Origin of the sequence: Mycolicibacterium austroafricanum (genome assembly GCF_902705885.1) — a bacterium.
Classification (GTDB): Bacteria; Actinomycetota; Actinomycetes; order Mycobacteriales; family Mycobacteriaceae; genus Mycobacterium; species Mycobacterium vanbaalenii_A.
The window spans coordinates 46502-70965 of sequence record NZ_CACSIP010000034.1 but is presented as its reverse complement, the minus strand read 5'-3'; the positions used below and the strand labels follow the sequence as shown (position 1 = coordinate 70965).

Here is a 24464-nt window from a genome sequence, read left to right as displayed (position 1 = left end):
TTTCCAACAGCGGCTGCGCTCTGCCGGCTAAGAAGTATCTATGACACCGTAGCGTTCGGCGAACGGAGTCATCAATCTGGCCAGGTCCCTGGCCACATCGTGGTCGGCTTCCGGGGGCATCGAGACGTAGCTCATCGCCAGCCGGACGATGGCGCGGGCCAGGACGCCGGCGTCCTCCTCGCTGGCCCGCACCCAGCTCGACATCAACGATTCGGTCAGCCGGGTCGAGCAGCGGCTGATGATCGGCGCGCTGTCGGTGGTGATGATCTGCAGCAGGTCAGGCTTGGAGGTACCGGTCAGCAGCGAGATCACCAGCGGGTCGGCGGCCGACTCGGTGAAGAAGTCGCGAAATCCCTGCAGGAAGGCGGCGTAGATGTCGCCGACGTTGTGGTTGATGGCGTCGTGGATCTGGTCGACGAGCCGGTCGGCCAGGCGCAGCGCGTACCCCTGCGCCAGACCCTGCCGCGAGCCGAACTCGTTGTAGATCGTCTGGCGGCTGATGCCGGCCGCCCTGGCGACATCGGACAAGGTGATCGCCGACCAGTCGCGGGCCAGCAGCATCTCCCGCATGCCGTCGAGGATCGAGTCGCGCAGCAGCACCCGGGACGCCTCGGCGTAGCTGATGCGCTTCTCGTGGGAGCGGCTCACACGCGCGACACTATCGCTTCCGACGGTCGTGCTCGCCCAGGCAGTCATGTCGTCCCCACTTCCCCGCGAACGCGCGTGTCTGCACGTCGCCGCTCAGCGTGTCGCGTACTTGCGCGCGCGCTCACCGAAATCGACTGCGCGCTCACGGCCGGACAACCTCGACCATCTCGAAGTCCGACTTGGCCGCGCCGCAGTCCGGGCAGCTCCAGTCCTCGGGGATGTCGTCCCAGCGGGTGCCCGGCTCGATGCCGTCCTCGGGCCACCCCTTGGCTTCGTCGTACTCGAAGCCGCACTGCACACAGACGAACAGCTTGTAGTCGCTCATTTGTTTGCTCCAATCTCTTCGAAGTCGACCTTCTCGCGCACCGCACAGTCCGGGCAGCACCAGTCGTCAGGGACGTCGTTCCACGCCGTTCCGGCCGGAAAGCCCTCGCGCGGAGCGCCTTTGGCCTCGTCGTAGACGTAGTCACAGGCGGGGCAGCGGTAGGCGCTCACTTGACTCCTCCGACCCCCTGGCCGTACTTGGCCAGCACCTTGTCGCGCACCCGCGGGTGGACATTCACCTTGGTGATGTCGCCGTCGTAATGCTCCATGACGCGGTGGTCCATCACCTTGCGCCACAGCGGCGGGAAGTAGGTGAGGCCGATCAACGACGCGTAGCCGCTGGGCAGATTCGGCGCGCCCTGCATGCTGCGCAGCGTCTGGTAGCGACGTGTCGGGTTGGCGTGGTGGTCACTGTGCCGCTGCAGGTGGTAGAGGAACAGGTTGGTCACCAGATGGTCGGAGTTCCAGCTGTGTTCGGGCGCGCAGCGCACGTAGCGGCCGCTTTCGGTTTTCTGCCTCAGCAGACCGTAGTGCTCGAGGTAGTTCACCGTCTCCAGCAGCGAGAAGCCGAACACCGCCGAGATCACCACATACGGGATGAGCGCCACACCGAAGATCGCGATCAACGCGCCGTAGAGCACCACCGACATCGCCCAGGCGTTCAGCACGTCGTTGGACCAGTGCCACTTGCTCTTGCCGGCGCGCTCCAACCGCTGGGCCTCCAGCTCCCACGACGACTTCAGGCTGCCCCACACGCTGCGCGGCAGGAACTCCCAGAACGACTCGCCGAAGCGCGCCGACGCCGGGTCCTCGGGAGTGGCAACGCGAACGTGGTGGCCGCGGTTGTGCTCGATGAAGAAGTGCCCGTAGCAGGTCTGGGCGAGCGTGATCTTGCTCAGCCAGCGCTCCAGCGTCTCCTTCTTGTGGCCCAGTTCGTGCGCGGTGTTGATGCCGACGCCGCCCATGATGCCCACCGAGAGCGCCAGACCGATCTTCGCCGGCCAGCCGAGCGAACCGTCGAAACCGAGCCAGCTCAAGTCCGACGCGGTGAACAGATAGGCGCCCAGCACCACGGTGATGTACTGGAACGGGATGAAGCTGTAGGTGCAGTAGCGGTAGTACTTGTCGTTCTCCAGCCGCTGGATCGCCTCGTCGGGCGGGTTCTCCCCGTCGGGTCCGTAGCGCTGGTCCAGTAGCGGCAACACGAGGTAGACCAGGATCGGCCCGATCCAGAACGGCACCTGTGCCGCCGCGTGCCAACCCAGCTGATTCAGCGCCCACACCACCGGCAGCATCACCAGCACCGCCGTCGGCACGATCAGGCCCATCAGCCAGAGGTAGCGCTTCTTGTCCCGCCACTGCTGGACGTCACTCTCGGAAATTCCTGAAATCTCGGTGGTCACCCCAATGCCTCCTTGCTGTGAGTGCGATCACGAACTGAGGTTGACTATATCGGTACTTTTGTCGCCTGTCTAGACAGAACACCCTATTTTGTACAAACCAGCTGCTCCGCGAAGGCGCGTGTCTGCACGCCCTCGCGCGGCGCGTTGCGTACGGGAGCGCGCGCTCGACAGCGGCGAGCGCGCACACAGAGCCAGCAATTGCGGCGCGTCGGCGTGCAAACCCGCGCGCTCGGGGAACCAAGTCGCCGAACTAGCGCGCCGAATTCGCCAGGCGCGAGTGCCTGCGGCCGTAAAGGAAGTACACGACCACACCGATCGCCATCCAGATGCTGAAGCGCATCCACGTCAGCCCGGTCAGGTTCAGCATCAACCACACGCACGCGATGATCGCCAGGATCGGCAGCACCGGCACCCACGGCGTACGGAAGCCACGCTTGAGGTCGGGCCGGGTCCGTCGCAGCACGATCACGCCCGCCGACACCAGCACGAACGCGAACAGCGTGCCGATGTTGACCATCTCTTCGAGTCTGTCGATCGGGAACACACTGGCGGTGAGGGCCACCACCACACCGACCAGCAGCGTGATCCGCACCGGGGTGCCGTGTTCACCGGTCTTGGCCAGCTGGCGGGGCAGCAGTCCGTCGCGCGACATCGCGAACAGCACCCGCGTCTGCCCGAGCACCAGCACGATGACGACGGTGGTCAGCCCGGCCAGCGCGCCGATGGAGATCACCTTGGCAGCCCAGTCGATCCCGTTGAGGGCGAACGCGGTCGCGAGGTTGGGCGATTCGGCGTCACGCAGCTCGGTGTAGTTGACCATGCCGGACAGCACCACCGACACCGCGACGTAGAGCACGGTGACGATGCCCAGCGAGGCCAAGATGCCGCGGGGCACGTCGCGCTGCGGGTTCTTGGTCTCCTCCGCGGTGGTCGCGACGATGTCGAATCCGATGAACGCGAAGAACACGATCGACGCGCCGGCCAGCAGCCCGTACCAGCCGTAGCTGCTGCCCTCGGCGCCGGTCATCAGCGAGAACAGCGACTGCTCGGCTCCGGTGCCGCCCTCCCCCCCACCGGCTTCCGCGGGCGGGATGAACGGCGAGTAGTTCTCGGCCTTGATGTAGAACGCGCCGACGGCGACCACCAGCAGCACCACGGCGACCTTGAGCGTGGTGACGGCCAGGCTCACCCCCGCCGACAGCTTGGTGCCCCACGCCAGAATCACGGTGACGAACGTGATGATCACCAACGCGCCCCAGTCGAGCTGCAGACCGCCGACGTCGGCGGTGCCGCCGCCGAACCCGAAGACCGTGCCCAGATAGCTCGACCAGCCCTTGGCGACGACGGCCGCCGCCACCGCGAACTCCAGGATCAGGTCCCACCCGATGATCCACGCGACGAACTCCCCGAACGTCGCGTAGGAGAACGTGTACGCGCTGCCCGCCACGGGCACGGTGGAGGCGAACTCCGCGTAGCACAACGCGGCCAGCCCACAGGCGATCGCGGCGAAGATGAAGGAGATCGAGATCGCCGGCCCGGTGATGTTGCCTGCCGTAGACGCGGTGACCGTGAAGATGCCCGCACCGATGACCACTGAGACGCCGAAGACGGTCAGATCCCACCACGTCAGATCCTTGCGCAGCCTGGTTCCGGGCTCGTCGGTGTCGGCGACCGACTGCTCCACCGACTTCGTCCGCCACCTGCCGGCAGTCCGGGTGATCGGATCCTGCGTCATCGGCCGTCCCCTTTTTGTCATGTTTGCAGCGGAATGTACCGGTTACCGTAAGAACTCGATGGCGCAAACCACACAGTCCGAAAAACATGCAATCGTCATCGGCGCCAGCCTTGGTGGGCTGTGCGCCGCGCGGGTGCTGTCGGACTTCTACGACCGGGTCACGGTGTACGAGCGCGATGAGCTCCCCGAGACGCCCGCCAACCGGGCCGCAGTTCCGCAGGGCAGGCACGTGCACCTGCTGATGGCGCGCGGCGCGCAAGAGTTCGACGGACTCTTCCCAGGTCTGCTCGACGACATGGTGACCGCGGGGGTGCCGATCCTGGAAAACCGGCCCGATTGCATTCATTTCGGGGCTGCCGGACATGCGCTGGGCACCCAGCACCGGCTGCAGGACCAGTTCACCGCCTACGTGCCGAGCCGCCCGCACCTGGAATGGCAGATCCGGCGCCGGGCACTGGCGATCGACAATGTGACATTGGTGGCGCAGGCCGTCGACGAGCCGGTGTTCGACGGACACCGGGTCACCGGGATCCGGACCGACGACGGGACGACGGTCGAGGCCGACCTGGTCGTGGACGCCGCCGGACGCGGCACCCGGCTGCCGGCGTGGTTGGCGCAGTGGGGATTCGACCGGCCACGCGAGGACACCGTGGACGTCGGGATCGGTTACGCCACCCACCAAGTACACATCCCCGAGGGCCTGCTCAAGGAGAAGGTAGTGGTCGCCGGGGCGTCGCGGCAGCAGCCGTGCGGATTGGGCATGCTGTTCTACGAAGACGGCAACTGGGGGGTGACGACGTTCGGTACCGGAAAGGTGCCTCCGCCAGCCGATTTCGAGCAGATGTGCCAGCTGGCCGACGAGATCCTGCCCGAGCACGTCAGCAGTGCACTGCGCCGCGGGGAACCGCTGGGCCCGATCGCGGTGCACAAGTACCCGACGAGCAGGTGGCGGCGCTACGACGAACTGGAGCGCTTCCCCGCGGGCATCGTCCCGTTCGGTGACGCGGTGGTCAGCTTCAACCCGACCTACGGCCAGGGGATGACGATGACGTCGATCCAGGCCGGTCACCTGCGGCGCGCGCTGCAGACCCCCGGCCAGGATCTGGCCCGGACGCTGAGCAAGGCGACGGCGAAGACCACCTACCCGGTGTGGACGATGAACGCGGTCGGCGATCTGACGCTGCACGGCGCCACCGGCCCGATGCCGCGCTGGTACCGGCCCGTCGGATCGTTGTTCGACCAGTTCCTGGGCGCCGCAGAAACCGATCCCGTTCTGGCGGAATGGTTTCTGCGCAGGTTCAGTCTGCTCGACAGCCTGTGGATGGTGCCGTCGGCCAAACTCGTCGGCCGCACGGTGCGGCACAACATGCGGTTGTGGCTGGCCGAGAAGCGGGCTAAATCCCGACGGTCACCCGAAACAGCCGGGTCGGCTGCTGGGCATCCAACCTGATCGGGCCGTCGTCGGCGGCGATCCACGCCGCGGCGCCACGTTCGAGCAGCACCGCACTCTGCTTGGCGTACACCGTGGCTGAGCCCTCGGTGCACAGCAGGACCTGCGGGCCGTCGTGACGGGTGGGCGCGTCGATCTCGTGTCCGAGGTTCTCCCCGTCGACGGTGAGCACTGACACCGCGAACTCCGGCGCGGGGGTCTGGTAGACGAGTTCGGCTCCGTCGCGGACGGTTTCGGGGTGCACGATGACGTCGTTGGCCGGGGTGAAGTCGAGAACCCGCAGCAGTTCCGGGACGTCGACGTGCTTGGGTGTCAGGCCTCCGCGTAACACGTTGTCGGAGTTGGCCATCACCTCGACGCCGATGCCCTGCAGGTAGGCGTGCAGGTTACCGGCGGGCAGGTAGATCCCCTCCCCCGCGCCCAGGGTGATCCTGTTGAGCAGCAGTGAGGCCAGCACGCCGGCATCGCCGGGATAGCGCTCACCGAGCTCGAGCACGGTCCTGGCCTCCGAAGCGAATTCCTGCTGCCCGGAACGCACGTAGCTGATGGCGCCATCGAGCACGGCGGGCACCAGCCGGTCGAGGTCGGGCTGCGGACAGGTGATCCACGTGGTGAACAGCGCGCGCAGCCCGTCGGCGTCGGACTGCCCGGCCAGCAGGTGCACGAACGGCTCGAGGACGTCGGGGGCCAGCGCCTGCATCAGCTCGACCGAGCGGGCGGCGGGCCGGAATCCGGCCAGCGCCTCGAACGGGCCGAGCGCCACCAGCAGTTCGGGCTTGTGGCTGCGGTCGCGGTAGTTGCGGTCCGGCGCCGACACCGGGATGCCCATGCGCTCTTCGCGGGTGAAACCCTCGACGGCCTGCTCGGTACTCGGGTGTGCCTGCAGCGACAGCGGCTCGTCGGCGGCGAGCACCTTCACCAGGAACGGCAGCGTGTCGCCGAATCGGCCCCGCACCGCAGACCCGAGTTCGCCTTCCGGGTCGGCACGCAACGCCTCCAGCAGCGACTGCTCGCCGTCGTCGGTGCACAGATGGGCCGGGTCCCCGGGGTGAGCGCCGAACCACAGCTCGGCCTCGGGATGCGCCGTCGGACTGGGCGCGCCGGTGAAATCAGCAATCGCGGTCCTCGAACCCCATGCGTAGGTCCGCACCGCTCCCCTCAGCAGATGCACTTACCTCAACCTCGAATTAGCCGCTGGTAGACCGCCGCCATCTCGATGCGGACCGCCAGCAGCGCCAATTGTTGTTCAGGACACCCGATTCCGGGCACTGGTGCCGAGACCGGCACGTCCTGGTCCTCCCCTGTCACAGCTACTTCCGGTACGTCGTTGGACGCGACCACGTGCACGTCGTCGAAACCCGTCAGCCGCGCAGCGACAGCGGGCCGGTCGGCGTCGGTGGTCAGCACGAACGTGCGGGTCCGCCGCGGCAGCGGTCCGTCGAGTTCCTCGTCGTGGAAGATCGAGTTCTCGGCTCCGGTGTCGCGGCCCCAGCCGGTCCCGATCGCCACGAGCACGTCGGCCAGTCCCACCGCGGACACCGTCTTGTGCGCCAGTCGCAGCATCACGGTACCGGCGTGGCGGGCCAGTACCTCCGTCGCCGCGGAGTCGCCGGCGAAGACGACCTCGCGGCCCGACATCCGGTCGGCCAGGCTCTTGGCGGGGTTGGTGAAGACCTGATGCCCGGCGCTGTTGCGGAACGCCTCGGCGTCCAGTTCGTCGGCCATCGCCGCCAGGTCGACGCGGCTGGTCGGGGTCGCCGTCTGCAGCACGGCCAGCCCGGCGGCCAGGTAGTGGACCAGGGTGAAGTCGTCGGGAACCTGCAGTCGCGGCGGCAGCGCGACGACGCGGCCGGCGGTGGCGTCACGCAGCGGTCCTTCGAAGGGAGCCACGACGACGACGCGGGCGCCCCGGCGGACTCCGGTGGCCGCGGCGGCCACCAACGACGGGTGGCCGGGGTCGTCACCGGCGACGATCAGGACGTCGAGCGCTCCGATCCACGGCGGCGGCTCGGCGGCGACGACGATGGGTGCGCTGACGCTCCCGGACAGCGCGGCGGCGAGCATCTCACCCGCGGTTTGTGCGTTGCCGCGGCCGGCCACCCACACCACGGTGCGGGGCGGCCCGTCGGACCGGAGCGCGTCCAGATCGCCCTCGTCGAGCGCCGCGGCGATGGCACGCACCTGCGCACCTGCCATCGACGCTGCCCGCAGCAAACCCATCCGGTCGGCCTCGAGCAGCCCGTCGGCGTCGTCGAGGTCCACCGCAGGCATCGAGATCCCGCTGGCGTTCACGCGGGTTCCTTTGTGGCAGAGGGTACATGGCCGGCGACCTCGTCGACGATCTCCTGGACCCCCTCCGGGGTGCGGGCTTCGACGTTGAGCCGCAGCAACGGCTCGGTGTTGGACATCCGCAGGTTGAACCAGCTGCCGTCGCCGAGGTCCACGGTCACCCCGTCGAGGTGGTCGATGCCGTGCACCCGGCTGCCGTAGGCCGCCAGCACGGCGTCCACGACCGCGGGTGCGTCGGCGACGGTGAAGTTGATCTCGCCGGAGGCCTCGTAGCGTTGGTAGTCGGCCATCATGTCCGACAGCGGCCGGTCCTGTTCGCCGAGCGCGGCCAGGACGTGTAGCGCCGCCAGCATCCCGGAGTCCGCCCCCCAGAAATCGCGGAAGTAGTAGTGCGCGGAGTGTTCCCCGCCGAAGATGGCGCCGGTCTCGGCCATCAGCCCCTTGATGTAGGAATGCCCGACCCGGGAGCGCACCGCGGTACCGCCGCGCTCGGCGACCAGTTCGGGCACCGCGCGGGAGGTGATGAGGTTGTGGATGATCGTCGCACCGATCTCGCGCTGCAGTTCGCGCGCGGCGACCAGTGCGGTCACCGCCGACGGCGACACCGCCTTGCCGCGCTCGTCGACGACGAAGCACCGGTCGGCGTCGCCGTCGAAGGCCAGCCCGATATCGGCGCCGGTCTCCAATACGTAGGCCTGCAGGTCGACGAGGTTGGCCGGGTCCAGCGGGTTGGCCTCGTGATTGGGGAAGGTGCCGTCGAGTTCGAAGAACAGCGGCGAGAGCTCGACCGACGAGATCGGGCCGAGCACCGCGGGAGTGGTGTGGCCGGCCATGCCGTTGCCGGCGTCGACGGCCACCCGCAGCGTGCGCTGCCCGCCGATGTCGACCAGCGAGCGGAGGAACTCGCCGTAGTCGGCGAGCACGTCGCGGTGGCTGACGGCGCCGGACGGGCCGTTGTGGTCGGGGACCCCGGCGATCACCTCGTCGCTGATCGTGGTCAGACCGGTGTCCTTGCCGACGGGCTTGGCCCCGGCGCGGCACAGCTTGATGCCGTTGTAGGCGGCGGGGTTGTGGCTGGCGGTGAACATTGCGCCCGGGCAGTCCAGCAGGCCGGAGGCGAAGTAGAGCTGATCTGTCGAGGCCAGCCCGATGTGCACCACGTCGAGTCCCTGGGCTACCACCCCGCTGGCGAACGCCTCGGCCAGCGTTGGCGAACTGGCCCGCATGTCGTGGCCGATGGCCACCTGCCGGGCGCTGTCGCGGACCAGCCTGGCAAACGCGGCGCCGACTTCGCTGACGAACTGCTCGTCGATCTCCTCGCCCACGAGTCCACGCACGTCGTATGCCTTGATGACGCGCTGTACCGCCGCGGCGGGCCGGGACATAGAGCTCCTTGGACAGATTGGGCCGTTGCCGCCAAGCCTAGCCGTCACCGGCCGCGCGCTGGCCGCCTCTTGCCGCCGGAACGGTATTCCACGCGCAAAAATTCACACAAAACCCGCCTGGAATACCGTTCCGGCGGGGATGGGGTCAGTCGGCCGGGTCGGGCAGCACCCGCAGATGCCCGCGGCGGCGGCCGTTGGTCTCGGGCCGGTGGGCCGGCTGGGCCATCAGCGCGCCGCCGTGCGCGCCGGTGACCGGGTCGCTGAAGCCCGTCGTGAAGCCGGACACCGGCGCGCCGTTGGTCTTGCCTTCGCGCACCGCGTCGGCGAGCGCGACCAGGTCGTCGTCGTCGGGGTTGGCCGGCAGCGGGCCGGCGTGGCGAACCAGCTCCCAGCCGCGGGGGGCGGTGATGCGGCCGGCGTGCAGCACGCACAGATCCCAGGAGTGCGGCTCGGACACCGTGGCCAGCGGTCCCACTACAGCTGTCGAGTCGGAATAGACGAACGTGAGCGTCGCGACTGCATAGTGAGGGCACCCAGGCCGGCAGCAGCGACGGGGAACATTCACAGCGAGAGGTTAGCGTGCAGCGACGCCCCTATGTCGGCGGACACGCGCAGCCTCGGGCGGCCCGACTCCCAACCGTTACGATCTTTTCCGTGACCGGGCTCAACCACCGGGGCTCGCGACGGGGCCGTGAGATGCGGGGGCCGCTGCTCCCGCCCACTGTGCCGGGCTGGCGCAGTCGCGCCGAGCGGTTCGACATGGCGGTGCTGGAGGCTTACGAGCCGATCGAGCGCCGCTGGCAGGAGCGGGTGTCGACGCTGGACGTGGCGGTCGACGAGATTCCCCGGATCTCCCCGAAGGACCCGGACAGTGTGCAGTGGCCACCGGAGGTGGTCGCCGACGGCGCTGTCGCGCTGGCCCGCCTGATACCGGCGGGGGTCGACGTCCGCGGGAACTCTACGCGGGCACGAATTGTGTTGTTCCGCAAGCCGATCGAGCGACGGGCGAAGGACACCGTCGAGCTGGCCGAGCTGTTACACGAATTGCTGGTGGCGCAGGTGGCCACCTATCTGGGCGTCGAACCGTCCGTGATCGACCCGACGCTGGATGAGGATTAGGGTCGAAGCTCAGATGATGCCGCGCTTGATGCGCCGGCGCTCCCGCTCGGACAGGCCGCCCCAGATGCCGAAGCGCTCGTCGTGGGCCAGCGCGTAATCGAGGCATTCGTCGCGCACCTCGCAGCCCATGCAGATCCGCTTGGCCTCACGGGTCGATCCGCCCTTTTCCGGGAAGAACGCCTCGGGGTCGGTCTGAGCGCACAGCGCGCGCTCCTGCCACTGGTCTTCTTCGGAGATTGCCGAGTCGTCGCCGAAGAACTCGTCGTGCTCGGGCACGCCAGGCACCAAGCTCAGCTGCGGGCGCCCGCCTCCCGCGGTCGGTACCGGTCCGGTCTGGAGGTGCGGTGCACTTCCCACCGAGCCGAGGAGCCTGTTGTCGAACGGGACCGAATTGCCGAAATCGGCCTGCTCATAAGCCATGTTCCCCTCCTCTTTGGTCTCGTAGATCCGTGTATGCCGGCCCCACTATTTCTCAATGTGGCCATCCCAATTCGAACAAGTGATCGAATCTCGGTCTGCGACACCGGAACCGGCCGGCCAACCGCGAAATGACACTGGTGTGATTACACACGCGTTAGCTGCATCGGTCAAGCGCTAGAACAGGAATTCATACCATTCCGTAACCCAAAACCGGCGCGTCGCGTTGTGGCGTGTCTATCACTCTCCCGATCACTCACCCGCCCGGCTACCCTCCGCGCGGACCCCGGCCCGCCCCACGGCCTAGTCTCGGTCGGTGTGAAGGTCACTGTTCTGGTCGGCGGTGTCGGTGGTGCGCGCTTCCTGTTGGGGGTGCAGCACCTGTTGGGCTTGGGACAGTTCGGCACCGACGATACCGGTGAGCACGAAGTGACTGCTGTGGTCAATGTGGGTGATGACGCGTGGATGTTCGGCGTGCGCATCTGCCCGGACCTCGACACCTGCATGTACACCCTCGGCGGCGGCATCGATCCCGAGCGCGGCTGGGGCCACCGCGATGAAACCTGGCACGCGAAGGAAGAACTCGCCGCCTACGGTGTGCAGCCGGACTGGTTCGGCCTGGGCGACCGGGATCTGGCCACCCACCTGGTGCGCAGCCAGATGCTGCGGGCGGGTTTCCCGCTGTCCCAGGTGACCGAGGCGTTGTGCCATCGCTGGTCTCCCGGCGCACGGCTGCTGCCCGCCAGTGACGACCGCAGCGAAACCCACGTCGTGATCACCGATCCGGACGACAACGAGAAACGCGCCATCCACTTCCAAGAGTGGTGGGTGCGTCACCGCGCCAAAGTCCCCACGGACAGCTTCGCTTTCGTGGGCACCGAGACCGCGACCGCAGCCCCCGGTGTCGTCGAGGCGATCGAGGGCGCCGACGTCGTGCTGATCGCGCCGTCCAACCCGGTGGTCAGCATCGGCCCGATCCTGGCGATCGGCGGAATTCGCGGCGCCCTGCGTACCACCGCGGCGCCGGTGATCGGCTACTCCCCCATCATCGCCGGAAAGCCGTTGCGCGGCATGGCTGACACCTGCCTGTCCATCATCGGGGTGGCCAGTACGTCGGAGGCGGTGGGCGCGCACTACGGCGCCCGGTCCTCGACCGGCATCCTCGACGGCTGGCTGGTGCACGAGGGTGACGACGCGATCCTCGACGGCGTCGACGTCCGCGCCGCACCGCTGTTGATGCGCGACCCCGCCACGACCGCCGAGATGGTGCGGGCCGGAATGGATCTGGCCGGGGTCGCGCCGTGAGCGACCACGGCACCTCGGGACCGGTCGAGATATTGCCCGTACCCGGACTGCCGGAGTTCCGCCCGGGTGACGACCTGACCGCCGCGATCGCCGCGGCCGCACCGTGGTTACGCGACGACGACGTCGTCGTGGTGACGTCGAAGGTCCTGTCCAAGTGCGAGGGCCGCATGGTCGACGCTCCCGCGGATCCCGAGCTGCGGGATACGTTGCGGCGCAAGCTGATCGATCGTGAGGCCGTCCGGGTGCTGGCACGCAAGGGCCGCACGCTGATCACCGAGAACGCGTTGGGTCTGGTGCAGGCCGCGGCCGGTGTGGACGGGTCCAACGTCGACTCCCACGAGCTCGCGCTGCTGCCGGTCGACCCCGACGGCAGCGCCGCGAAGCTGGCGGCGGCGCTGCGGGAACGGCTCGGCGTCACCGTCGGCGTGGTCGTCACCGACACGATGGGCCGCGCCTGGCGCACCGGGCAGACCGACGTGGCGATCGGCGCGTCGGGGCTGACCGTGCTGCACGGCTACGCGGGCGAACACGATGAGCACGGCAACGAGTTGATCGTCACCGAGATCGCCGTCGCCGACGAGATCGCCGCGGCCGCTGACCTGGTGAAGGGCAAGCTGACCGCGGTGCCGGTGGCGGTGGTGCGGGGGCTGACGCTGCGCGACGACGGGTCCACCGCGCGCACGCTGGTGCGTGCCGGCGAGGAGGACCTGTTCTGGTTGGGCACCGAGGAGGCGATCGCGCTGGGCCGCTCGCAGGCGCAGTTGCTGCGTCGGTCGGTGCGGCAGTTCAGCGACGAGGCGGTGGCGCCCGACCTGATCGAGGCCGCGGTGGCCGAGGCGTTGACCGCGCCCGCGCCGCACCACACCCGGCCGGTGCGATTCGTGTGGGTGCAGGACCCGGCGGTGCGGGTGGCGCTGCTGGACGCGATGAAAGACCAGTGGCGCGCGGACCTGTCCGGTGACGGACGCGACCCCGATTCCGTCGAACGCCGGGTGTACCGCGGCCAGATCCTCTACGACGCACCCGAGCTGATCATCCCGTTCATGGTGCCCGACGGGGCGCACTCCTACCCCGACGCGCGGCGCACCGCCGCCGAGCACACGATGTTCACCGTCGCGGTCGGGGCGGCCGTGCAGGCGCTGCTGGTCGCGCTGGCGGTGCGTGGCGTGGGCAGCTGCTGGATCGGGTCGACGATCTTCGCCCCCGATCTGGTGCGCGCGCAGCTGTCGCTGCCCGCCGACTGGGAACCGTTGGGAGCCATCGCGATCGGCTACGCCCGCGAGTCCGCGGGCCCCCGGGATCCGGTGCCCACCGACGGCCTGCTGGTGCGGCGATGACTTCGTGCGATTTCGGCGTGCTTGTCGTCGCGTGGCGACGATGTGCACGCCGAAATCGCGCAGAGGCGGGGCGGCGGTGACGAGCCTGCACCGCTCGGCGGTCGATACCCTGAGCGCTTGGCGCCCCGCCGATCCCGCGCAGGACACGCTGCGGCACGCGGTGCTGGCGTTTCTCGACGCCCGCGACGACGCGTGCCTGCGCGAGTGCGTGCCGGGCCACATCACCGGCTCCGCGCTGGTGCTCGACCACAGCGGGCGCAGGGCACTGCTCACGCTGCATCCGCGGATCGGGCGCTGGTTGCAGCTGGGCGGCCACTGCGAGCCCGACGACGAGAGCCTGGTGGCCGCGGCGTTGCGCGAGGCGACCGAGGAGTCCGGGATCGCGGGCCTGACCATCGATCCGACACCGGCCGCGCTGCACGTCCACCCGGTGACCTGTTCTCTGGGCGTGCCGACCCGTCACCTCGACGTGCAGTTCCTGGTGCACGCCCCGAGCGGCGCCGAGATCGCGATCAGTGACGAGTCGCTGGATCTGCGGTGGTGGCCGCTGGACGCACTGCCCGACGACAGCGACGACGGCCTCACCCACTTGGCCGCGGTCGCCGCCGCACGCTCACGGTGACCGCTGAATGTGGCCTACCGTGGGTAGTCGAGAGGTGAGGCGGTGATCGGCAATGGCAAGTGACTCATCTCAGGACCCGTTGGACGCGGTGCTTCGTCCGAATTGGCAGGGCGCCCTGCCCGCGGGCGCCGACCCGTTGTTCGTCGGCATCGGTGCGATCTGCGACACCGCGGCACGGCTGACCGGCGCCGATGGCGCTGCGCTCGCCGTGCTGACTCCGACTCGGGGTGTTCGTGAGCTGGCGTATGCCACCGACGCGCTGGCTCAGCAGCTCGATGAAGTGCAGTTCACCGTGGGTGAAGGTCCGTGTCTGGATGCCTACCACGAGGACCGGCCACTACTGTGCGCAGAGCTCGACGACAAGACGCTGGACCGGTGGCCGGCGTTCTCCTCCGAGTTGGTCGGCCTGGAGGTCGCGGCGCTGTTCGCGTTCCCCGTACCCGGCCAGCATCGACCGATGGGTGTGTTGGAGCTTTATCGCCGGACCGCCGGCGCACTCGGCGACGGGGCACACCGGTCGGCGCAACTGTGTGCCGCGGCGCTGCAGCGGACGCTGGAGTCCAACTGGGCCCAACACCTCCGGCACAGCACCACCGAGGAGGCGGCGATTGAGGCCGCTGCTGTCAGCGGGTCCAGCGCAGCGAACTCGGATCCGTTCACCCGTCAGCACGTGTATGTCGCCGCCGGAATGATGGCAGTGCAGCTCGAGATAACCACCTCCGCCGCGCTGGATCGGCTGCGCGCCTATGCTTTTTCCCATCATGTCTCCGTCACCGCCGTCGCCGCCGACGTGGTGGCCCGGCGGTTGTCGTTCCGCCACCTCGGCGACTCGAGCGTCGACTCATGAGGTTGCGCCGGACCCGGAAAGGGCGCCGATGACCCCGCAACGGGACCAGCTGGCCATCGCAGAACTCACCGCGATGCTCGCCGACGAATTCGACCTGTCCACAGTGCTGGACATGGTGGCCCACGACGCGCGCGCAAGTTTCGACGCGTCGTCGGCGGCTCTGGTGCTTCTCGACGTCCGCGATCGGACCGATGACCTCGGGATGCAGGTCGTCGCCGAGGCACTACCGCAGTCCATCGACTCCGACCTGGGTTTCCTCACGGCGGGGCCTGCGCTGGCCAGCGCCCGCGACGGAGCGGTGACGATGGTCGCCGACCTGGCCGATGCCAGCGACACCCGCTGGCCGAGTTACCGCCGCGACGCCCTACGCGCCGGCATGCGTGGCGTCCGCGCGTTTCCACTGATTCTGCTGGGTTCCTCGGTGGGCACGCTGGTGATTCATACAGGCGACCCGTGGGGGACGCAGCGTCCCAACGCCGTCGGCCAGACGCTGGCCAACCTGGCCGCCATCGCGATCTCGATCGCTCCGCACCTGTCACAGCGGCGCAGCGACACCCAGGACACCATCGAGAGCGCGCTGCAGGGCACCGTCACGATCGCCACCGCGACCGGCATCATCGCCGAGGTGTCGGATCTTGATGCGGCCGAGGCGCGGCTGCAGCTGCACCGATTGGCTCGTGCCCACCAGGCGACGGCGGGCGCCTACGCCGAGCGGATCGTCACGGCTTACAACAGCGATCCTGTGCGCTTTGCGGCGTCAGTTCTGCTGGCTTATCCCGACGTGCTCCCGTCTCCCCCGCACATTCACCTGTGAACGCGACCTGGATGGGCCGGTTTGATCTCGGGTAGGGTTCAGCCCAGAATTTGTTCGCGTCCCGGGAGGTGAACATCGTGGTAAGAACGGATGACCAAGACGATTCCATCGCCGCGGCGATGGCCGACTTGGTGGGCAGTTTTGTCCGACCCTCGGGCGTCGAGGAAATTCTGTGTTCCGTGACCGCCAGGGCCGTCGAGTTGCTTCAAGAAATCGACTTTGCCGATGTGCTCCTGATCGATGAGCAACAACATCGGTCCATGGCCGCGACAGCGGGGTTCATCACCGAACTCGACGACATTCAACTCCAGTTCCAGGAAGGGCCGTGCCTGGCCGCCGCTGTCGACGACGCGACCGTCATCTGCACCGACCTTACCTCGGAGTCACGCTGGCCCCGGTTCGCCAACGCGGCCACCGAAGCGGGGATCAAGAGCATGATGTCGTTTCAGCTCTACACCTATCCGACGCGCTCGCTTGGCGGCCGAGGCGGTCGAGGCGCCCTGAACTTGTTCAGCCGCAACAGTTATGACTTCTCCTCCGACGACCGAACGATCGGCGCGATGCTCGCCGCCCACGCGGCAGTGGCGCTGATCTCCGCGGACCGCCAGACCCAGTTCGAGTCCGCGTTGGCCAGCCGCGATCTGATCGGTCAGGCCAAAGGCATGATCATGGAGCGCTTCAAGGTCGACGCCAACCAGGCCTTCGACCTGCTGGCCAAGCTCTCGCAGGACGGCAATACCCCGCTGCGGGTCGTCGCCCAGCAGATCGTCGATAGCCTCTAGCCGCGGAATAGCATTCCTGGCTGCTCAAGCCGGCCATTTCACAACCCTGCCTTCACTCTCGCGAAGCTGCCACGCTCGCGTCACCCAGGCTTCGATTTCCCGCGGCCGGTCGCCGGCGATCACCCTGATGTGCATCCAGCCAGCAGCCATGATCCTGCGCAGGCGTCTCGCGTCCCATCGGTACTGGACGGTATCGGTGCGATGCTGCTCTCCGTCGTACTCCACCGCAATTTTCAGGTCGCGCCAACCCATGTCGAGGTAGGCGAAGGCGTGACCGAACTCGTCGAAGAGCGGAATCTGGGTTTCGGGTCGCGGGAAGCCGGCGTCGACGAGCACGAGACGCAACCAGGTCTCCTTCGGTGACTGCGCGCCCGCGTCCATCAGGTCAACAGACTTGCGGCACAGACGCACCCCGTTGGTCCCCCGGTATCGGTGGGTGAGTTCCAGGATTGCGGCCGCGGTGACGCCGGAGGCCGCGGCGAGCGCGTCGAGATGAGCGACCGCTTGACCGCGTGGCAGATGACGGCCGAGGTCCAGACCGGTTCGGGCCGGGGTGGCTACAGCCATACCGTTTATCCAGGTGATCTCGCCGGCGGCAATTCGCTCTCGACGCGTGACGATGCCGCCGGGTGGGCGATTGTTCGCGTGCAGTATTTCGACGGGCGCCTCTACTGCGATCCACTTGGAACCGTGCGCCGCCGCGGCGGCGCGGCCGGTGATCACACCGCGACGTCCTGACCACAGCCAGGCGCCCTCGGTGCGGTGCGCCAGCGTCGGCTCGACGGATTTCGGTACGTAGATGTCGGGATAGATGGCGCGGTAGTTCCATCGAAGTTGTCCACGGGTGACGGTTCCGGCGGTGACGGCGTGTGAGCCCACGATGACTTCCCCCATGCGAAGAGCATGCCGCCACGGCGCACCGTGGTCGTGAGTGTGAAGCCAGGGCTGTGGATAACTGGGAATTCGCAGCCAGGAATGCTATTCCGCGGCCAAGCTAGACGTCGGTGGAGAAGCGCAGGCCGCCGTCGGGCAGTTGCACGCCGGGCCACACCCGGGCGCCGCGCAGCAGTTCGCAGCGTGCCCCGATGTCGGCGCCGTCGCCGATCACGCCGTCGCGGATCAGCGCCCGCGGCCCGACCCGCGCGCCGAACCCGATGATCGAACGCTCGATGACGGCCCCGGCCTCGACACGCACGCCGTCGAAGATCACCGCCCCGTCGAGGCGGGCGCCGCCGGAGATCTCTGCGCCGCGGCCCACCACCGTGCCGCCGATCAGCAGCGCGCCGGGGGCCACCGACGCGCCGTCGTGCACCAGCGATTCACCCCGCTGGCCTTTCAGCGCCGGCGACGGTGCGATGCCGCGCACCAGGTCCGCCGAACCGCGCACAAAATCCTCGGGCGTGCCCATGTCGCGCCAGTAGCTGGAATCGACGTAGCCGCACACCCGCTTTCCGTCGGCCAGCAGCCCGGGGAACACCTCGCGCTCCACCGACAGCGCCCGCCCGGTGGGGATCGCCTCGATCACCGAACGCTTGAAGACGTAGCAGCCCGCGTTGATCTGGTCGGTCGGCGGATCCTGCGTCTTCTCCAGGAACGCCGTCACCACACCGTCGGAATCCGTTGGCACACAACCGAATGCCCGAGGGTCGCCGACACGCACCAGGTGCAGTGTCACGTCGGCTTCACGGGAGGAATGCGAATCCAGCAGTGCGCGAAGGTCACAGCCGGACAGCACATCACCGTTGAACACGATCGCGGTGTCGTAGCGCAACCGCGACGCGACGTTCGCGATGCCGCCGCCGGTGCCCAGCGGTTCGTTCTCGACGACGTACTCGATCTGCAATCCGAGCTTGGAACCGTCGCCGAACTCGGACTCGAACACCTCGGCTTTGTACGACGTTCCCAGTACGACGTGCTCGATGCCGGCTTCGGCGATCCGGGACAGCAGATGTGTCAGGAACGCCAGCCCGGCGGTCGGCAGCATCGGCTTGGGCGCCGACAGCGTCAGGGGCCGCAGGCGGGTGCCCATTCCGCCGACCAATACGACAGCGTCGACCTCGGCTGGATTGACCATCAGCGTCCTTTCGCCCGCGCGCGCCGGGAGCCCCGCACCACCAGACTTGATCGCGCCCCCAGAGCCCCCCGAAAAGCCCACCGTAGCGGCGCCTGCCACCACTTGGGGTAGCGATCGGCCAGATACGTGTAGGTGCTGACGTGGTGAGCGGCCAGGTTGCGGGCCGGGTCGCGGCCGGTGGAGTGCCCTTTGGCGTGCAGCACCTCGGCCGAGGGCACGTAGACGTTCTGCCAGCCCGCCCGGCCGAGCCGGTCTCCCAGGTCGACGTCCTCCATGTACATGAAGTAGCGCTCGTCGAACCCGGAGACCTCGGCGAACGCGGCCGTGCGCAGCAACAGACACGATCCGGACAGCCACCCGACGGCGCGTTCACTGGGGTCGGTGCGTTCCTGGCGGTACACCGCTGACCAGGGGTTCGACGGCCACAGCGGCCCGACGACGGCGTGCATGCCGCCCCTGATGATCGACGGCAGGTGCCGTGCCGACGGGTACACCGAGCCGTCCGGGTCGCGGATCAGCGGCCCCAGCGATCCTGCCCGCGGCCAGCGACCGGCGGCCTCGATCAGCAGGTCGATGCTGCGTGGTCCCCACTGCACGTCGGGGTTGGCGACGATGAATAGGTCGGTCCCGGCGAGGTACTCGGTGACAGCGCGGTTGACGGCGGTGCCGTAGCCGAGGTTGGCGCCGGTGCGCAGCAGCCGCACATTGGGATAGCGCTCGAGGGCTTCTTCGGGTGCGCCGTCGGTGGATCCGTTGTCGGCCATGATGACCGTGACGGGGCGGTCGGTGGCGTGGGACAGCGTGGCCAGGAACCGATCCAGGTGTGGCCCCGGCGAATACGTCACCGTCACGACAAACAGTTCGTCGCTCACGCTGGCGCTGCCGATCTCACGGCGTAGAGGGTAGCGGCCCGGCAGCTTCCATTGCGGCGGCCACTGCGTCGCGCCACGGTCGCAGCGGGGTCAGGCCCGCGGCGGCGGACTTGACCTCGGACAACGCCGAATACGGCGGACGCGGGGCGGGGCGGGGATGACGGTCACTGCCGACGGGCTTCACGCGGGCCGGGTCGGCGCCGACCTCCTCGAAGATCGCCTGCGCCTGCTCGTAGCGGCTGCAGGCGCCGCCGTTGGCGGCGTGCAGCACCGCCTCGCTGATCTCACCCCCGGCGATCTGCAGCAGCGCCTCGGCCAGGTCGACGACGTAGGTCGGCGACCCGATCTGATCGGCCACCACGTCTACGGTGTCGGTGCCGGCAGCGGCGCGGCGGATGCCGGCGGCGAAGTCCGAGCCGTCGTCGCGGCCTTCGTAGATCCACGCGGTGCGCACGATGTACGCGGTCGGCATGGCCGACAGCACCGCGAACTCGCCGGCGAGCTTGGTGCGGCCATACACCGACAACGGACCCACGTCGTCGTCGATGTCATACGGCCGGGGCTCCCCGTCGTGGAACGCCCCACTGAACACGTAGTCGGTGGACAGGTGGATCAGCGACGCGCCGGCCCGGGCACACGCGTGGGCAACGTATTCGGCGCCGACGGTGTTGACCGCGGCGGCCCGGTCCGGGTCGGCCTCGGCGGCGTCGACCTTGGTGTAGGCGGCGCAGTTGACGACGACGTCGTCGGACGAGATGAACCGCTCGGACGCTGACGGGTCGGTGATGTCACACTCCGCGGACGTCAGCGCCAGCACGTCGCGGCCCTGCTGCCGGGCCTGACCTGCCAAGACCCGTCCGACCAGGCCACCTGCTCCCGTGATCACGATCCGCGACGACATCTGTCGAGTTTGGCACGCCGACGTCGGCTACCCGGCATCTGGCCCACTCGCCAGTAACCTGGCCAAATGCCTGCTGCTCAGCTGATGCGTGTCATCTCCGTGGCCGCAGCACTGGCGATCGTGCTCGGCACCGGCCTGGCGTGGGGCAAGATCCGCTCGTTCGAATCCGGGATCAACCAGATCAACCCGATCGCGCTGGGCGAGGGTGGCGAGGACGGCGCGATCGACATCCTGCTGGTCGGCAACGACAGCCGCACCGATGCCCACGGCAATCCACTGAGCGAGGAAGAGCTCGCGATCCTGCGCGCGGGCAACGACATCTCCACCAACACCGACACGATCATCCTGATCCGTATCCCGAACAACGGCGAGTCCGCGACGGCGATCTCCATCCCGCGCGACTCCTATGTGGAAGCTCCCGGGATCGGGAAGATGAAGATCAACGGGGTGTACGGGTCGGTGCACCTGGAGAAGATGATCGAGCTGGTCGAGCAGCAGGGCGAGGACCCGGCGGTGGCCGAGCCGATCGCCCAGGACGCCGGCCGCGAGGAGCTGATCAAGACCGTCGCCAACCTCACCGGCGTCACCGTCGACCACTACGCCGAGATCGGTCTGCTCGGGTTCGCGTTGATCACCGACGCTCTCGGTGGCGTCGACGTGTGCCTCAACGCGCCTGTCTACGAACAGCTTTCGGGCGCCGATTTCCCCGCCGGCTGGCAGAAACTCAACGGCGCGCAGGCGCTGAGCTTCGTCCGGCAGCGTCACGATCTGCCCCGCGGCGACCTGGACCGGGTGACGCGCCAGCAGGCGGTGATGGCGTCGCTGGCCCATGAGGTGATCTCCAGCAAGACGTTGTCCAGCCCGGCGACGCTGAATCGGCTCGAGCAGGCGGTGCAGCGTTCGGTGGTGCTCTCCGACGACTGGGACATCATGGATTTCGTCGAGCAGCTGCAGAAGCTCGCCGCGGGCAATGTCGCGTTCGCGACCATCCCGATCGTCGAGGAGGCCGGCTGGAGCGACGACGGCATGCAGAGCGTGGTGCGCGTGGACCCCAGCGAGGTCGAGCACTGGGTGAACAGCCTGTTGAACGAACAGGAAGAGGGCAACACCGAGGAGCTTGCCTGGACCCCGGACAAGACCACCGTCGACGTCCTCAACGACACCGACATCAACGGCCTGGCGGCCGCCGTCTCCCATGTACTCGGCGGCAGGGGCTTCGCGCCGGGCAACGTCGGCAACAACGAGAGCGACCCGGTGTCGTCCAGTCAGGTGCAGGCGGCCCAGGTCGACGATCTGGGCGCCCAGGCGGTCGCTCAGGACCTCGGCGGACTGCCGGTGGTCGAGGTCGCCGGCGTGCCGAAGGGCTGGGTGCGGGTGGTGCTGTCCGACGACTACACCGGGCCGGGCTCGGGCCTGGACGGCACCGACGTCACGCTGTCGGCGCCGCTGAACACCGCCGCGGGCGCTGCGGTGGACCCCGAAGCGCCGCCGCCGATCATCACCGCCGGCTCCAGCGACCCGCAGTGCGTCAACTGACGTGACCACTGTCAGTTCGGCCGTCCTTGATCCGCTGATGGCCCACAACCCGGCCGGCCCGCGCATCACGTTCTACGACGACGCCACTGGCGAGCGCATCGAGTTGTCGACCGCGACGCTGGCCAACTGGGCGGCCAAGACCGCCAACCTGCTGCGCGACGAGATGGGGGCCACGCCGGGTAGCCGGGTCGCGGTGTTGTTGCCCGCGCACTGGCAGACCGCCGCGGTGCTGTTCGGGATCTGGTGGATCGGGTGCGAGGTGGTGCTGGCGGAATCAGACGCGGAGATCGCGTTGTGCACGGCGGACCGGCTGGACGAGGCGGACGCCGCCGTGGGAATGGGTGAGATCGCGGTGTTGTCGCTGGATCCGTTCGGCAAGCCGGTCCCCGACCTTCCCGTCGGGCTGACGGATTACGCGACGTCGGTGCGGGTGCACGGCGATCAGATCGTGCCCGAACGGGTGCCGGGCCGGGCGCTGGAAGGCCGCTCGGTGGACGACGTGCTGGCCGCGGCGCGGGCGTCGGCCGCGGCGCAGGGGCTGACCGCTGAGGACCGGGTCATGTCGACAGCGGGCTGGGAGACGGCCGAGGACATCGTGGAGCGCCTGCTCGCGGTGTACGTCGTCGGCGCCTCACTGGTACAAGTGGCGAATCCCGACCCCGATCTGCTGGACCGCCGCCGCGAAACGGAGAAATTGACGCGCACGTCGCTGTGACCAGATTGTTTTCATTGTCACAGAGTGCCCTCAGCATGTAGGTTCACAATGGTCTGTGTCATGACGTTACAGTTTTGGCAAAGATCGAACACCCGGAGGCCGTCCGTGAGGAGGCGCGACAATGGAGTCGACCATCACCGCGATAGCGCTCGTCGTCGCCCTGTCCGTGTGGCATCTGCGTAACCGCCGCCACCCTGGTTGGCGGGCCAGCGCCGACGGCCGGTTCACCATTTTCTGCGGATACGCACTGGTCGTCTTCGCCGTGTACTGGCTCGCGTCGGCGCCGACGGCGACCACGTGGGAGTGGGCGCTGGGCAATCTTTGGGCGCTCGCGGCGATGCTGGCGTTCGTGACCGGTTTCGGCGCGCTGAACCGGGTGACGGCCGAGCACGCCGAGTACGCCCGACTGCTGGAGTCGCTGGAGCCCGCGACGCTGCGCTAGGCCGGCAGCGGTATCACTTTGGTATCATCGCCGCCATGGGAATGACCCTGCGTACCAGTGACGAGCAGACCGAGGCGTTGCGCCGGCAGGCGACCGCCGAGGGCCGCTCCATGCAGGCTGTCGCACTCTCGGCGATCGACGAGTACATCGCTCGGCGCGAGCACAAGGCCGCAGTGGCCACGGCATTGCAGCGCGTGGTGCGCGAAGAGGCAGCGGTTCTGGAGCGGCTCAAGGACGCGTGACGGAGTACCTCGACCTCGACGACCTGCTCGAGATCGGTCGCGCAGCCGTTGGTGCGGACGTCGCCGTCGCCGACTACGGATTGCTTCAGTCGGCCTTGGCGCGTCCCAGGGCGTCGGTGTTCGGAGAAGACGCCTACCCGGATCTGCACCTCAAGGCGGCGGCGCTGCTGCATTCGTTGGCGTGGAACCGCGCGTTGGTCGACGGGAACAAGCGACTCGCGTGGACGGCGTGCAGAACCTTCCTGGCGATCAACGGTGTGTGGCTCAGCGCCCCCGAGGACGACCGGTTCGACTTCGTGGTCCGGGTGGCGACGGGCGGGGCCACCGACGTGGCCGACATCGCTGCGGTGCTCCGCACGTGGTCCGGGTGACGCACTACCCTCAACGCCGTGGATCGCTCCCCTCTTGACGTCGACGTCCTTCGTGCCGCGCTGCCTGCCACCGAGTTCCGGCAGGTCGACGTCGTCGAGGAAACCGGGTCGACGAATGCCGATCTGATCGCGCGGGCGGCCGGCGGCGAGGACATCGCGGGCGCAGTGCTGCTGGCCGAGCACCAGAGCGCGGGACGGGGTCGTCACGGCCGCAGCTGGTCGGCGCCGGCACGCTCGCAGATCTCGATGTCGGTCGGCGTCGACACCACCGGCGTCGTGCCTGAGGCGTGGGGGTGGCTGCCGCTGCTGACCGGCCTGGCCGTCGCGCACACGGTCCGCGAACTCGGCGTCGACGCAGGACTCAAGTGGCCCAACGATGTTCTGGTCGGCACCGGCAAGCTGGCCGGGATTCTGGCGGAAGTGGCCGCTCCGGTGATCGTCGTCGGTCTGGGCCTGAACGTGAGCCTGACCGAGGACGAGCTGCCGGACCCGAACGCGGTGTCGCTGAGCATGCTCGGCCACGATGTTGACCGGACCGGGTTGACGGTCACGCTGTTCGGCGCGCTGAGCGACCGGCTGGCCCGGTGGCGCGCCGCGGACGCCATGCTCGCCGCCGACTACCGCGCGGTGAGCACCACGATCGGCACGCGGGTGCGGGCGATTCTGCCCGGCGATGCTGAGATCATCGGCACCGCAACGGGTATCGACGATGGCGGCCGGCTGCTGATCGACGACGCGGGTACGACGGTGACAGTGTCGGCCGGCGACATCACGCATCTGCGGCCGGCATAGCTGCGTGCCGCGAGCGTGAAGCCAGGGTCGTGAATCGGCCCT

Annotated in this window: 28 protein-coding genes; 14 read left to right on the top strand and 14 right to left on the bottom strand. The window is 68.5% G+C overall.

All coding sequences use genetic code 11. The features are described 5' to 3' along the window. Positions 1 to 27: 27 nt before the first annotated feature. From BEMPMBAN_RS21100 to BEMPMBAN_RS21080, 5 genes are all read right to left on the bottom strand, one after another. Positions 28 to 696, bottom strand: coding sequence for a TetR/AcrR family transcriptional regulator (locus BEMPMBAN_RS21100; RefSeq protein WP_159233205.1), 669 nt, complete (start codon positions 694 to 696; stop codon positions 28 to 30). A gap of 94 nt (positions 697 to 790) precedes the next feature. Next, complete coding sequence (locus BEMPMBAN_RS21095; RefSeq protein ID WP_159233204.1) at positions 791 to 973, bottom strand: rubredoxin; 183 nt, start codon at positions 971 to 973, stop codon at positions 791 to 793. Further along, entirely contained in the window at positions 970 to 1143 is a 174-nt protein-coding gene (locus BEMPMBAN_RS21090) for a rubredoxin (protein WP_159233203.1), read from the bottom strand. The genes BEMPMBAN_RS21095 and BEMPMBAN_RS21090 overlap by 4 nt, the downstream gene beginning before the upstream one ends. Beyond that, positions 1140 to 2375, bottom strand: coding sequence for an alkane 1-monooxygenase (locus BEMPMBAN_RS21085; protein WP_234897621.1), 1236 nt, complete (start codon positions 2373 to 2375; stop codon positions 1140 to 1142). The genes BEMPMBAN_RS21090 and BEMPMBAN_RS21085 overlap by 4 nt, the downstream gene beginning before the upstream one ends. Positions 2376 to 2625: 250 nt before the next feature. Further along, positions 2626 to 4110, bottom strand: a complete 1485-nt coding sequence (locus BEMPMBAN_RS21080) for an APC family permease (protein ID WP_159233202.1) — start codon at positions 4108 to 4110, stop codon at positions 2626 to 2628. A 58-nt stretch (positions 4111 to 4168) separates the two neighbouring features. Here BEMPMBAN_RS21080 and BEMPMBAN_RS21075 point away from each other — a divergent pair, with 58 nt between their 5' ends. Beyond that, positions 4169 to 5560 carry an FAD-dependent oxidoreductase gene (locus tag BEMPMBAN_RS21075; RefSeq protein WP_159233201.1) on the top strand — a complete coding sequence of 464 codons (1392 nt, stop codon included), beginning with the start codon at positions 4169 to 4171 and terminating at the stop codon, positions 5558 to 5560. On the opposite strand, the gene manA is transcribed toward BEMPMBAN_RS21075, so the two are convergent. From manA to BEMPMBAN_RS21055, 4 genes are all read right to left on the bottom strand, one after another. After that, positions 5505 to 6731, bottom strand: a complete 1227-nt coding sequence (manA, locus tag BEMPMBAN_RS21070) for a mannose-6-phosphate isomerase, class I (RefSeq protein WP_159233200.1) — start codon at positions 6729 to 6731, stop codon at positions 5505 to 5507. The two genes, BEMPMBAN_RS21075 and manA, sit on opposite strands and share 56 nt — an antisense overlap. Before the next feature lie 5 nt (positions 6732 to 6736). Beyond that, entirely contained in the window at positions 6737 to 7831 is a 1095-nt protein-coding gene (locus tag BEMPMBAN_RS21065; protein WP_159233407.1) for a TobH protein, read from the bottom strand. Positions 7832 to 7848: 17 nt separating this feature from the next. Further along, entirely contained in the window at positions 7849 to 9234 is a 1386-nt protein-coding gene (locus tag BEMPMBAN_RS21060; protein WP_159233199.1) for a phosphomannomutase/phosphoglucomutase, read from the bottom strand. Positions 9235 to 9379: 145 nt separating this feature from the next. Beyond that, positions 9380 to 9799 (bottom strand): DUF3499 domain-containing protein, encoded by a 420-nt coding sequence (locus BEMPMBAN_RS21055; RefSeq protein ID WP_159233198.1) that lies wholly within the window; start codon positions 9797 to 9799, stop codon positions 9380 to 9382. A gap of 131 nt (positions 9800 to 9930) precedes the next feature. Between BEMPMBAN_RS21055 and BEMPMBAN_RS21050 the strand changes: the two genes are divergently transcribed. Next, a complete protein-coding gene (locus BEMPMBAN_RS21050) occupies positions 9931 to 10353 on the top strand; it encodes a metallopeptidase family protein (protein WP_200846073.1) in 423 nt (140 codons plus the stop codon). A gap of 9 nt (positions 10354 to 10362) precedes the next feature. Here BEMPMBAN_RS21050 and BEMPMBAN_RS21045 read toward each other — a convergent pair whose 3' ends face one another. Further along, positions 10363 to 10629 carry a WhiB family transcriptional regulator gene (locus tag BEMPMBAN_RS21045; RefSeq protein WP_200846072.1) on the bottom strand — a complete coding sequence of 89 codons (267 nt, stop codon included), beginning with the start codon at positions 10627 to 10629 and terminating at the stop codon, positions 10363 to 10365. 459 nt (positions 10630 to 11088) lie between these two features. Between BEMPMBAN_RS21045 and cofD the strand changes: the two genes are divergently transcribed. From cofD to BEMPMBAN_RS21015, 6 genes are all read left to right on the top strand, one after another. Continuing rightward, the gene (cofD, locus tag BEMPMBAN_RS21040) at positions 11089 to 12075 is read left to right on the top strand and encodes a 2-phospho-L-lactate transferase (protein WP_159233195.1); all 987 of its coding nucleotides are present in this window, start codon (positions 11089 to 11091) and stop codon (positions 12073 to 12075) included. Then, complete coding sequence (locus BEMPMBAN_RS21035; RefSeq protein WP_159233194.1) at positions 12072 to 13412, top strand: coenzyme F420-0:L-glutamate ligase; 1341 nt, start codon at positions 12072 to 12074, stop codon at positions 13410 to 13412. Before cofD ends, BEMPMBAN_RS21035 begins: the two co-directional genes overlap by 4 nt. Positions 13413 to 13488: 76 nt before the next feature. Beyond that, on the top strand, positions 13489 to 14034 hold the full coding sequence (locus BEMPMBAN_RS21030) for an NUDIX hydrolase (protein ID WP_234897620.1): 546 nt from the start codon (positions 13489 to 13491) through the stop codon (positions 14032 to 14034). Positions 14035 to 14086: 52 nt separating this feature from the next. Continuing rightward, the gene (locus BEMPMBAN_RS21025) at positions 14087 to 14881 is read left to right on the top strand and encodes a GAF domain-containing protein (protein ID WP_159233192.1); all 795 of its coding nucleotides are present in this window, start codon (positions 14087 to 14089) and stop codon (positions 14879 to 14881) included. Positions 14882 to 14909: 28 nt separating this feature from the next. Continuing rightward, positions 14910 to 15695, top strand: coding sequence for a GAF and ANTAR domain-containing protein (locus tag BEMPMBAN_RS21020; RefSeq protein ID WP_159233191.1), 786 nt, complete (start codon positions 14910 to 14912; stop codon positions 15693 to 15695). A 77-nt stretch (positions 15696 to 15772) separates the two neighbouring features. Then, entirely contained in the window at positions 15773 to 16477 is a 705-nt protein-coding gene (locus tag BEMPMBAN_RS21015) for an ANTAR domain-containing protein (RefSeq protein WP_234897619.1), read from the top strand. Positions 16478 to 16501: 24 nt separating this feature from the next. Here BEMPMBAN_RS21015 and BEMPMBAN_RS21010 read toward each other — a convergent pair whose 3' ends face one another. From BEMPMBAN_RS21010 to rfbD, 4 genes are all read right to left on the bottom strand, one after another. Then, a complete protein-coding gene (locus tag BEMPMBAN_RS21010; RefSeq protein WP_159233190.1) occupies positions 16502 to 17371 on the bottom strand; it encodes a putative endonuclease domain-containing protein in 870 nt (289 codons plus the stop codon). A 100-nt stretch (positions 17372 to 17471) separates the two neighbouring features. Continuing rightward, positions 17472 to 18551 carry a mannose-1-phosphate guanylyltransferase ManB gene (gene manB, locus BEMPMBAN_RS21005; protein WP_159233189.1) on the bottom strand — a complete coding sequence of 360 codons (1080 nt, stop codon included), beginning with the start codon at positions 18549 to 18551 and terminating at the stop codon, positions 17472 to 17474. Continuing rightward, complete coding sequence (locus tag BEMPMBAN_RS21000; protein ID WP_159233188.1) at positions 18551 to 19423, bottom strand: glycosyltransferase family 2 protein; 873 nt, start codon at positions 19421 to 19423, stop codon at positions 18551 to 18553. Before BEMPMBAN_RS21000 ends, manB begins: the two co-directional genes overlap by 1 nt. A gap of 16 nt (positions 19424 to 19439) precedes the next feature. Further along, the gene (gene rfbD, locus BEMPMBAN_RS20995) at positions 19440 to 20324 is read right to left on the bottom strand and encodes a dTDP-4-dehydrorhamnose reductase (RefSeq protein ID WP_159233187.1); all 885 of its coding nucleotides are present in this window, start codon (positions 20322 to 20324) and stop codon (positions 19440 to 19442) included. A gap of 66 nt (positions 20325 to 20390) precedes the next feature. On the opposite strand from rfbD, the gene BEMPMBAN_RS20990 reads away from it, so the two are divergent. The 6 genes from BEMPMBAN_RS20990 (at position 20391) to BEMPMBAN_RS20965 (ending at position 24422) form a co-directional block, all read left to right on the top strand. Further along, a complete protein-coding gene (locus BEMPMBAN_RS20990; RefSeq protein WP_159233186.1) occupies positions 20391 to 21860 on the top strand; it encodes an LCP family protein in 1470 nt (489 codons plus the stop codon). Position 21861: 1 nt separating this feature from the next. Then, on the top strand, positions 21862 to 22575 hold the full coding sequence (locus BEMPMBAN_RS20985; RefSeq protein WP_200846066.1) for a TIGR03089 family protein: 714 nt from the start codon (positions 21862 to 21864) through the stop codon (positions 22573 to 22575). 121 nt (positions 22576 to 22696) lie between these two features. Further along, positions 22697 to 23017: a hypothetical protein gene (locus BEMPMBAN_RS20980; protein WP_159233185.1), complete on the top strand. Its 321-nt coding sequence runs from the start codon at positions 22697 to 22699 to the stop codon at positions 23015 to 23017. A 35-nt stretch (positions 23018 to 23052) separates the two neighbouring features. Next, a complete protein-coding gene (locus BEMPMBAN_RS20975; protein ID WP_159233184.1) occupies positions 23053 to 23259 on the top strand; it encodes a CopG family transcriptional regulator in 207 nt (68 codons plus the stop codon). Then, a complete protein-coding gene (locus BEMPMBAN_RS20970) occupies positions 23256 to 23630 on the top strand; it encodes a type II toxin-antitoxin system death-on-curing family toxin (RefSeq protein ID WP_159233183.1) in 375 nt (124 codons plus the stop codon). Before BEMPMBAN_RS20975 ends, BEMPMBAN_RS20970 begins: the two co-directional genes overlap by 4 nt. A gap of 18 nt (positions 23631 to 23648) precedes the next feature. Beyond that, complete coding sequence (locus tag BEMPMBAN_RS20965; protein ID WP_159233182.1) at positions 23649 to 24422, top strand: biotin--[acetyl-CoA-carboxylase] ligase; 774 nt, start codon at positions 23649 to 23651, stop codon at positions 24420 to 24422. Positions 24423 to 24464: the final 42 nt, after the last annotated feature.

What these genes read in the sequence shown, in the direction of transcription:
- BEMPMBAN_RS21100 (WP_159233205.1), bottom strand. Translation starts at nt 696, where the DNA reads ATGACTGCCTGGGCGAGCACGACCGTCGGAAGCGATAGTGTCGCGCGT.
- BEMPMBAN_RS21095 (WP_159233204.1), bottom strand. Translation starts at nt 973, where the DNA reads ATGAGCGACTACAAGCTGTTCGTCTGTGTGCAGTGCGGCTTCGAGTAC.
- BEMPMBAN_RS21080 (WP_159233202.1), bottom strand. Translation starts at nt 4,110, where the DNA reads ATGACGCAGGATCCGATCACCCGGACTGCCGGCAGGTGGCGGACGAAG.
- BEMPMBAN_RS21075 (WP_159233201.1), top strand. Translation starts at nt 4,169, where the DNA reads ATGGCGCAAACCACACAGTCCGAAAAACATGCAATCGTCATCGGCGCC.
- BEMPMBAN_RS21065 (WP_159233407.1), bottom strand. Translation starts at nt 7,831, where the DNA reads ATGCCTGCGGTGGACCTCGACGACGCCGACGGGCTGCTCGAGGCCGAC.
- BEMPMBAN_RS21060 (WP_159233199.1), bottom strand. Translation starts at nt 9,234, where the DNA reads ATGTCCCGGCCCGCCGCGGCGGTACAGCGCGTCATCAAGGCATACGAC.
- BEMPMBAN_RS21050 (WP_200846073.1), top strand. Translation starts at nt 9,931, where the DNA reads ATGCGGGGGCCGCTGCTCCCGCCCACTGTGCCGGGCTGGCGCAGTCGC.
- BEMPMBAN_RS21025 (WP_159233192.1), top strand. Translation starts at nt 14,087, where the DNA reads ATGGCAAGTGACTCATCTCAGGACCCGTTGGACGCGGTGCTTCGTCCG.
- BEMPMBAN_RS21020 (WP_159233191.1), top strand. Translation starts at nt 14,910, where the DNA reads ATGACCCCGCAACGGGACCAGCTGGCCATCGCAGAACTCACCGCGATG.
- BEMPMBAN_RS21010 (WP_159233190.1), bottom strand. Translation starts at nt 17,371, where the DNA reads ATGGGGGAAGTCATCGTGGGCTCACACGCCGTCACCGCCGGAACCGTC.
- manB (WP_159233189.1), bottom strand. Translation starts at nt 18,551, where the DNA reads ATGGTCAATCCAGCCGAGGTCGACGCTGTCGTATTGGTCGGCGGAATG.
- rfbD (WP_159233187.1), bottom strand. Translation starts at nt 20,324, where the DNA reads ATGTCGTCGCGGATCGTGATCACGGGAGCAGGTGGCCTGGTCGGACGG.
- BEMPMBAN_RS20990 (WP_159233186.1), top strand. Translation starts at nt 20,391, where the DNA reads ATGCCTGCTGCTCAGCTGATGCGTGTCATCTCCGTGGCCGCAGCACTG.
- BEMPMBAN_RS20980 (WP_159233185.1), top strand. Translation starts at nt 22,697, where the DNA reads ATGGAGTCGACCATCACCGCGATAGCGCTCGTCGTCGCCCTGTCCGTG.
- BEMPMBAN_RS20975 (WP_159233184.1), top strand. Translation starts at nt 23,053, where the DNA reads ATGGGAATGACCCTGCGTACCAGTGACGAGCAGACCGAGGCGTTGCGC.